Source organism: Halomonas sp. SIMBA_159, from assembly GCF_046536035.1.
Classification (GTDB): Bacteria; Pseudomonadota; Gammaproteobacteria; order Pseudomonadales; family Halomonadaceae; genus Vreelandella; species Vreelandella venusta_A.
The window spans coordinates 1-448 of record NZ_JAWJBT010000102.1; the positions used below are offsets into that span (position 1 = coordinate 1).

General features: G+C 53.3%; 1 protein-coding gene. It reads right to left on the bottom strand.

The window, feature by feature from the left end:
• Positions 1-448: IS30 family transposase (locus R0J87_RS18555; protein WP_498888028.1), on the bottom strand; the 448-nt coding region annotated here is incomplete at both ends.

Here is a 448-nt window from a genome sequence, read left to right on the forward strand (position 1 = left end):
ATTCCTTTCGGTAAATATTGACGGATAAGACCATTGATATTCTCATTGGCCCCACGTTGCCAGGGGCTGTGGGGATCACAAAAATAAATCGCAACGCCCGTTTCTTGAGTGATTTTTGCATGCTGTGCCATTTCACGCCCCTGATCATAGGTCATGCTTTTTCGAGCGGTGGCCGGCATTCGGTTCAGGGCGGCACTAAAACCTGCTACGGCGGATGTGGCGGTGGCGTCGTCCATTTTTGCGAGGATCAGATAGCCACTGCTAAGCTCTACCAAGGTGCCTACCGCGGACGCGTTATTCTTACCTTTGATCAGATCGCCTTCCCAGTGGCCGGGCATTTCACGCTTACTGACCTCGGGCGGACGTAAGTGAATGCTGACCATGTCAGGGATCTGTCCACGTCGATCCACTTCGCCACGGCGAGGCTTGCGTGTGGTTTTACCTTGTC